The sequence below is a fragment of the Stenotrophomonas sp. 278 genome (genome assembly GCF_003935715.1).
GTDB lineage: Bacteria > Pseudomonadota > Gammaproteobacteria > Xanthomonadales > Xanthomonadaceae > Stenotrophomonas > Stenotrophomonas maltophilia_AH.
Genome location: NZ_RHPP01000178.1, coordinates 1 through 7,142, shown reverse-complemented (window position 1 = coordinate 7,142; position 7,142 = coordinate 1). Strand labels below are relative to the sequence as shown.

General features: G+C 66.9%; 8 protein-coding genes. 5 read left to right on the top strand and 3 right to left on the bottom strand.

Annotated features, from left to right (window positions below; genetic code table 11):
- The 5 genes from EGJ34_RS19545 to EGJ34_RS19525 form a co-directional block, all read left to right on the top strand.
- Positions 1 to 731 (top strand): DUF2092 domain-containing protein (locus tag EGJ34_RS19545; RefSeq protein WP_125362115.1); only part of this gene is annotated, 731 nt, incomplete at its 5' end.
- Between the two features lie 7 nt (positions 732 to 738).
- Positions 739 to 1,284, top strand: coding sequence for a hypothetical protein (locus EGJ34_RS22800; protein ID WP_260477069.1), 546 nt, complete (start codon positions 739 to 741; stop codon positions 1,282 to 1,284).
- A gap of 101 nt (positions 1,285 to 1,385) precedes the next feature.
- Entirely contained in the window at positions 1,386 to 1,931 is a 546-nt protein-coding gene (locus EGJ34_RS19535; protein ID WP_125362113.1) for a DUF4136 domain-containing protein, read from the top strand.
- 88 nt (positions 1,932 to 2,019) lie between these two features.
- Positions 2,020 to 3,180 (top strand): BamA/TamA family outer membrane protein, encoded by a 1,161-nt coding sequence (locus EGJ34_RS19530; RefSeq protein ID WP_260477068.1) that lies wholly within the window; start codon positions 2,020 to 2,022, stop codon positions 3,178 to 3,180.
- Positions 3,171 to 5,432: a patatin-like phospholipase family protein gene (locus tag EGJ34_RS19525; protein WP_125362112.1), complete on the top strand. Its 2,262-nt coding sequence runs from the start codon at positions 3,171 to 3,173 to the stop codon at positions 5,430 to 5,432. Before EGJ34_RS19530 ends, EGJ34_RS19525 begins: the two co-directional genes overlap by 10 nt.
- Positions 5,433 to 5,487: 55 nt before the next feature.
- Here EGJ34_RS19525 and EGJ34_RS22395 read toward each other — a convergent pair whose 3' ends face one another.
- The 3 genes from EGJ34_RS22395 to EGJ34_RS22390 are packed head-to-tail and all read right to left on the bottom strand — an operon-like array spanning position 5,488 to position 6,885.
- Complete coding sequence (locus EGJ34_RS22395; protein WP_185750265.1) at positions 5,488 to 5,664, bottom strand: hypothetical protein; 177 nt, start codon at positions 5,662 to 5,664, stop codon at positions 5,488 to 5,490.
- Positions 5,664 to 6,704 (bottom strand): DUF1254 domain-containing protein, encoded by a 1,041-nt coding sequence (locus tag EGJ34_RS19520; protein WP_185750264.1) that lies wholly within the window; start codon positions 6,702 to 6,704, stop codon positions 5,664 to 5,666. Before EGJ34_RS19520 ends, EGJ34_RS22395 begins: the two co-directional genes overlap by 1 nt.
- Before the next feature lie 13 nt (positions 6,705 to 6,717).
- Complete coding sequence (locus EGJ34_RS22390) at positions 6,718 to 6,885, bottom strand: hypothetical protein (RefSeq protein ID WP_185750263.1); 168 nt, start codon at positions 6,883 to 6,885, stop codon at positions 6,718 to 6,720.
- Between the last annotated feature and the right edge of the window lie 257 nt (positions 6,886 to 7,142).

Sequence of the window (7,142 nt, the reverse complement as noted above, 5' to 3'; positions counted from 1 at the left end):
CGCCCAAGCCGGCCACCACCGCCGCTGCAGCCCCCGCATCCGAACGCGACCCCGACGCGCTGGCCGCGCTGGAGCGCATGGGCGCGGCATTACGCGCACTCAACCAGTTTTCCTTGACCTCCGATGCCAGTACCGAGGTGGTGCTGGAAGACGGGCAGAAGATCGAGCTGGACGGCAAGGTCAGCTACCGGGTGAAACGGCCCAACCAGGTGTTCGTGGAGCTCGACAGCGACCGCCAGCAGCGCCAGCTGATCTATGACGGCAAGGCGCTTACGGTGTATGCGCCGAAGTTGAAGTACTACGCACAGGTGGAGGGCCTGCATGCCACCCTGGGCGAACTGGTGGAACAGGCCGCCACCCGCTATGACATCGAGTTCCCGCTGGCCGACATGTTCCTGTGGGGCACCGATAAAGCCCCCAGCAGTCTCATCCGCAGTGCACGGCATATTGGCGGGGGCACCCAGGCGGGTGAGCCAATTGAGCAATACGCCTTCCAGCAGGACGGCGTGGACTGGCAGGTGTGGATATCCAAGGCGAGTTCACTGCCGGTCAAGCTGATCATCAATTCGCTGGATGACCCGGCACAGCCCCAGTACCGTGCGCGCCTGCGCTGGGATACCCGCACGCCGGTGCCGGACAGCGCGTTCGCCTTCACCCCGCCGGCGGACGCCCACCGGATCAAGCTGGTCCCGGTGGCCGTTGCGGCTGCTGCGCCTGACGCGGAGAACTGAGATGAACATGCCCTCTGCAAGATCGTTGTTGCTGACCGCGCTGGCCTCTGCCGCGCTGGGCCTGGCCCCTGCGATGTTCGAAAGCGCATCGGCCCAGCACGGGCATCGTGGCGGCGGTGGTGCACGCGCCTCGGCCCACGCCAATGTGAACCGTGCTGCACAGCGGCCGGCCAACCACCCGATGAACCGGCCTGCCGGCGGCGCAGCCAACCGCAATATCGACCACAACCGGAATGTCGACCGTAATCGTGACGTGAACCGGAACGTGAACCGCAACATTGACCGCGATGTCCATGTTGACGTGGATCACCACTATGACCACGACGACCACTGGAATGACTGGGATGACCATCCGTTCGCCACCGCTGCCGCTGTGACCGCGGGCGTGGCGGTCACGCGTGCGGTGATCGGCTCGATCGTCTACTCGCTGCCGCCGAGCTGCGTCACCACGGTGATCAACGGCGTGGCCTACCAGCAGTGTGGAAACGACTGGTACGAGCCGCGCTATGCCGGCACCAGCGTTCAGTACGTGGTGATCAACGCCCCGCGCTGAACCGGTAGTTTTTCTGCCCGTTCTGCGTAGTTATGCGGATGCTCCGGCAGGTGGCGGAGCGCTAGCCTGAAGCCCTGTTCACGACGCTGGAGTCTGCTGTGATGAAAGCCTTCGTCCTTGCTGTTCTGGCGACCGGCCTGGTGGCCTGTGCGTCGTCGCCCACGGTCCGCACCGACCATGACCCGAGCGCCAACTTTGCCTCGTTCAAGACCTACAGCTGGGCGCAGAAGCCGCAGGGCGCGTCGCCGCTGGTGGTGCAGCGGATCGTCGACGGGGTGGATGCGCGGCTGCGCGCGCGCGGCCTGACCGAGGCCCCGAACGGCGACATCGCGCTGGTCGCCAACATCGCCAACAGCCAGCGCCAGACCCTGGACACCTTCTACACCGGCACCGGCATGGGTGGCTGGGGCTGGCGCGGTGGCTGGGGTGGCGGCATGGGCATGGCCTCGTCCACGACGACCGTGCACACCTATGACGTCGGCACCCTGGTGGTGGACATGTTCGATTCGCGCACCAAGCAGGCGGTGTGGCGCGGGTCAGCCAGCGGCACCGTGCCCAGTTCCACCGATCGGGTCAATGCGGCGGTGGAGGCTGGCCTGGACAAGATGTTCGCCGACTTCCCGCCGGGCAGCGCGGCGGCGCGCTGAGTAGCGCTTCGGTTCATCGCGCGGCGTCGCGTCGCGGCTCTCCCTCCCCAGCGACGCGACGCCGTGCACCTTCCCCCGAGGTGACGCCGTGTCGATCTGCGCACCCCTGCTCATCGCCTGCCTGGCACTGCTGCCTTTCGTCGTAGCGGCCCAGGCGCTGCCCCAGGATTCCGATGCTCCCAAAGCGTCGATGTTCCGCGACCCCGAAGACGGTCGCTTCGACATGTCACGCTGGCTGCTTGATCATCGTGGTTTTCTGCCGGTACCGATCATCATCACCGACCCCGCGCTGGGCAACGGCGGTGGTCTGGCACTGGCGTTCTTCCAGCGCCCGCATGCCAGTGGCAGCGCAGCCGCCGAAGCGGGAATGGTGACCCGCCCGAATCTATACGGTGCCGGTGCCATGCGTACCAGCAACGGCAGCGAAGCCTACGGCGTAGGGGCATCGCTGCATTTCGACGAAGACCGCTGGCGCTATCGCGGCGGCGTTGCCAAAGCTTCCCTCAATCTGGCCTACCACACGCCTGGCCGCCGACTGCCACCGCTCGAGATCGACTACAACGTCGATGGCATCGTGTCGTTCCAGCAGGGCTTCCGCCGCCTGGGAACGCGCGATCTGTATCTGGGTCTGGCCTGGATCTACATGGACATGGACATCGGTTTCGATGTCGAGTCCGACCGGCTCAACTTCACCCCGCGCGAGCTCGGCACGAAGAGTTCCGGGCTGGGACTGTCGCTGGAGTACGACAGCCGCGACAACACCTTCAGCCCGTCCAGCGGCTGGCTGGGCATGATCGAGGGCAATGCCTACCTGCCGGGCATCGGCAGCGACAGCGCGTTCCAGAGCTATCGCGGCCATGCCTACGGCTACTGGCCGCTGGGCAAGGCCTTCGTGCTCGGTGGGCGCGTGGATGCCCGTTGGGCCAACGGTGACATTCCTTTCTACCGGCTGCCGTACATCGACCTGCGAGGCATCGGCTCGGCGCGCTATCAAGACACCCGTGCAGCGGTGCTGGAGACCGAGCTGCGCTGGAACATGACCTCGCGCTGGGCGCTGGTCGGTTTCGTCGGGGCAGGGCGGACCTGGGGGCGGCACAACAGTTTCAGCGAAGGCGGTGACAAAGTAGCGAAGGGCACCGGCTTCCGTTATCTGATTGCGCGCAAGCTGGGCATGCACGTCGGTGTCGACTACGCGTGGGGCCCGGAGGATGAAACCTTCTACATCCAGGTGGGCTCGCCATGGCGCTGAACGTGGCCCGTTGGATCGTGTTGCTGGCGGCACTGTGCGCGTCCACGGCCGTGCAGGCGGTGGACGTGGTCAACATGCCCACCGGCAAAAGTTGTGGCGTGCGCGTGGCGGGTGACACCCGGCCGCGGATTGGGTTGGCGCTGGGTGGAGGAGGGGCGCGCGGCATCGCCCACGTACGCATCCTGCGCAAGCTGGAAGAACTGAACATTCCCGTGGACTGCATCGCTGGCACCAGCGCGGGTGCGCTGGTGGGCGCGCTGTACGCCTCTGGCCAGAGCCCGGCGCAGATCGAGCAGGTGGTGCTGGATACCGAATGGATGGCGATGTTCAGCGACACCCTGCCGCGCCGGGATCGTTCGCTGCGTCGCAAGGGCGACGACTACACCCAGATGACCGCGGTAGGCATCGGTCTCGGTGGTGCCGGCAAGCGCGTGCAGGTCTCTGGCGGTGTGTCGCAGGGCGAACGCCTGATCGCGCTGTTCGAACGCGCCACCGGCGGCAGCCGGATCAGCAGCGACTTCGACCAGATGGCCACACCGTATCGAGCCGTGGCCACCGACCTCAACACCGGCCAGGCGGTGGTGCTGTCGCACGGCAACCTGCCGATGGCGATGCGCGCCAGCATGTCCCTGCCGGGCATTTTCCGCCCGGTGAGCATCGACGGTCGCGTGCTGCTGGATGGCGGCGTGGCCGACAACGTGCCGGTGGACGTGGTGCGTGCGATGGGGGCCGAGCGGGTGATTGCCGTGGATGTGGGCACCCCACTGAGCGAGCTGGACCAGGATGCCAGCCTGCTGGATGTGATCGGCCAGCTCAGTGGCTTTCTCACTACCCGCAACGCCAGCCAGCAGTTGGCCACACTGGGGGCGCAGGATCTGCTGATCACGCCGCCACTGACCGGGCAGGTGGCCACCGGCGATTTCAACAAGGCTCCGCTGGCGCTGCAGATCGGCCAGCAGGCCGCTGACGCCGCAACACCTGCGCTGCGTGCGTTCTCGCAGCCAGCGGCGGACTACCAGCAATGGCGGGTGGCTCGGGAGCAACGTGCGCAAACGGCCGCACCGGCCCCGATTGCCTTCATCGAGGTGGACAACCACACCGGTTATGCCGATTCCGTGCTGCTGTCCTATCTGCCGGTGGAAGTGGGCAAGCCGCTGGACAGTGAGGCCATGCAGGAAGGCATTCTGCGTGGCTACGGCATGGATACCCTGGCCAGCTTCAGCTACGAGCAGATCGAGCGTGATGGCCAGGCCGGCGTGCGCATCAGCGCCCGCGCCAAGCCGAACGGACCGGCCTATCTGCAGGCCGGCTGGACCATCAGCAACGACTTTGAAGGCAACCATGAAAGCAACCTGCGCGCCGGCCTGCTGTTCGCGCCGTTGTCGCCCTACGGGGCCGAAGCCCGGGTGACCCTGCAGGTGGGCAGCGAGCCGGCACTGACCGGAAGCTATTACCATCCGTTCGACCTGCACAACCGCTACGGCTTCGAGGCGGCGGGGGGCTTCCAGACCCGTTCCTTCAACCTGTTCGACGACAGCGATGACAACAGGATCGCGCGATTCCGCGTGCAGCGCACGGGTGCCTACATGGGCCTGGTGCGCGAGGTCTCGAACGTGCTGTCGCTGCGAGCGGGGCTGGAGCGGTATCGCGGCAACGCCAAGGTCGAGGTCGGCGACCCCACGATTCCGCGTACCGACTTCGACGAGGGCGCGTTCACCGCCAGTGCCACCTACGACAACATCGACAGCCTGTACTTCCCGCGCGATGGCTTCCTGGTCACGCTGGGCACCTACCAGTCGCGTGAGGCGCTGGGTGCCGACACGCGTTTCGGGCAGGTCGATCTGGACGCCGTGGGTGCGTTCCCGTTTGGCAAACAGGCCGTGCAGCTGGGGCTGCGCTATCACATCACGGCCTCGGGCGAGGCACCGGTGCAGAACCTGTACCGGCTGGGTGGACGCTGGCGGCTGGCGGGGTTCCAGCACAACCAGTTGACCGGGCAGCATTACGCGCTGGGGTTTGTCGGTTACACCTACGAACTGGGCAAAGTGCTGGGGCGCTCAGCGCAGGTCGGCGGCACCGTCGAATACGGCAACGCCTGGCAGCGGCGCAGCGACATGTCGCTGGAGGATGGGATCTGGAACGGCAGCTTGTTCCTGGGGTTCGATTCGTGGATCGGGCCATTGATCTTTGGCATGGGCATGCGTGAAGGCGGCGAGCGCGTGGTGTTCATCGAGCTCGGCCAGTCGTTGTAGAGCCGGGCTTGCCCGGCTGCTTTTCCGCGAAGCCGGGCAAGCCCGGCTCTACGGGCTACCGCACCTGCAACCAGATCACCGTCAACGCCCCGATCCAGCACACCAGCACAAACCACGCCAGCACTGCGTTCGCGCGCAACCCACGCTTGCGCACGATCAGGCTCACCACCAGCGCTGCCATCAACGGCACCAGGAACAGCGCGGCCATCCAGAGCCAGGGATGCTGTGGCATCACCCCTCCTTCAACGTGCGTTGCGCGGCACAGGCACGCGAAATCGCATCGCTGTGGGCCGCGTCCACCTCGCCGGGATCGCAGCCACCAAGCGCCGCACGCCGCTGGTCGATCTCGCGCTGGCCGTCCGCCATGCCTTCGCGCAGAGCGCGGGTGGCGGCCTGCGCCAGCGGGCGTTGCGGCGGTGTGATCTCGAGCTGCTGCAGGCGCTGGCGTAGATTTGCCTCACCGGGTTGCGCTGGCACGAACGACAGCAACGCTTCCAACCGTGCAAAGAACAGCGCCGAATGCCGCGCGATATCGGCAGGCAACGGCTGCGGCCAGTCGCCGAGGGTGATCGGCGGTGGCGCAATGGCGAGGTGTCGGGACAGCGGCTGGATCCTGAAGCCCCGCTGCAGCGTTTGCCGGGCTCCGGAGCTGTCGGTGTCCAGCCCCTGCACCCAGCCACTGATGCTGACCAGCGTGGTATCGGCATGGATCACGTCGACGATGCCCACCGGCACCTCACCCTGCCAGCCTGGTCCGACCACCAGGTAGTCACCGGGCTGGTTCCCCGTGCTGCGGCTGCTGATCTGTGCCGGCACCGACGCCTGCAGGTCGGTCAACTGCAGCAGGTAGGTGCGCTCGGCCGGCAGCGCAGGCACCCGCACCACCATCGGCTCAGCCCGCAGATCCAGACTTGCGGCCACCGTAAACGCCTCCGCCGGTTCGTGCGCTTCCGTAGCGCCGGGCTCTGCCCGGCTGATCTCCGCGGAAACCATCACCCAATGCAACACATTCAACGGCCCCTGATACTCCGCACCGCCGCGATCAATATTCCGCGCATGCACCACCGCATAACGCGCCAGCAGCGGCACACCCGCCACATAGAGCTCGCGCGCCAGCGCCCGTCGCGCAGGCAGTTCCGACGCGCCTTCCAACGCACCACCATCACTCGGCGTCGTCGCCCGCGCAATCGACGCCGGACGGCACCCCGGCAGACCGGCCAACGCAGTGGCCGCCAGCGCCATCGCAAAGGCCGTGCGCTTCAGTCGTGGCATGGTCGTACTCCGTTCATTGTGGTGCGTCCACAACCACGTACTGCACCGTGGTTCCCATGTACTGCGGCTGGTACCAGCCATTGCTGCATTGCTGGTAGCCGATGCCATTGACGATGACGGTGGTGCAGTCGGTCGGCAGGCTGTACACGATCGATCCGATCATCGCCGAGGTCACTGCCACGCCCGCACCGAAGGCGGCCGCGTCCCAGAACGGGTGATCCCAGTAGGGCGGCGGAGGTGGCGGTGGACGCGGACCCGGCGGATGAGGGCCGGGGCCGGGACCCGGCCCTGGCGGATGTGGTCCAGGCCCCGGGCCAGGGTGGGGCCCCGGACCAGGACCAGGACCCGGTCCTGGGTCAGGGTGTGGACCCGGACCTGGACCGGGACCCGGACGGGGCGCAGGCCCGGGTCCGGGATGCGGGGTGAAGCCGCCGCGCC